Origin of the sequence: Maribellus luteus (assembly GCF_003576475.1) — a bacterium.
Classification (GTDB): domain Bacteria; phylum Bacteroidota; class Bacteroidia; order Bacteroidales; family Prolixibacteraceae; genus Draconibacterium; species Draconibacterium luteum.
Genome location: NZ_QWGR01000324.1, coordinates 1 through 508, shown reverse-complemented (window position 1 = coordinate 508; position 508 = coordinate 1). Strand labels below are relative to the sequence as shown.

Sequence of the window (508 nt, the reverse complement as noted above, 5' to 3'; positions counted from 1 at the left end):
GAATCCGGGCTGGGCCGTGTTGACCCTGCGAACAGATTCAGCGCATGCAGCGCGCTCTCGGCCAACTGGGTGCGCAACTCCGTCTTGTCGGCGCCTGGCATCGAAGCCAGCGCAAAGCGGCGCGCCGCCTCTGCGCGCGTCGCGCGATCCTGCAGTGCTGCTCGCAGGCGCATCCAATCGGTCACGCTGCCCTGGTCATCGGCGGGAATACGCAGGTAGCGGAACGGCTCGTTCGGCGACTCGCGCATGCCGGCCAGGAACACCGATTGCCCATCCAACTGCACAGGCACCATGTAGTTGTTGTACTCGCGCGCCTGCCCGTTGCGATCGCGCAGCTTGTATTGCACCGAAGGACCAACATTGCGCAGCACTTTCTGGCTTTCTGTGTTGGCCGCGGCACCCAGGCGCGACTCGATAGGCTGGCTCAGCGACTTGCGTGCCACGCCGCGCGCGTCCGGCTTGCCCGAGGCATCGGTGATGCTTTCGATGTTCATCAGGCGGAAATCGC

1 protein-coding gene is annotated in these 508 nt (G+C 65.0%); it reads right to left on the bottom strand.

Features of this window, described 5'->3' with window-relative positions; translation table 11 throughout:
- Positions 1-508 (bottom strand): cytochrome c biogenesis ResB family protein (locus D1614_RS29085; protein ID WP_147384433.1); only part of this gene is annotated, 508 nt, incomplete at both ends.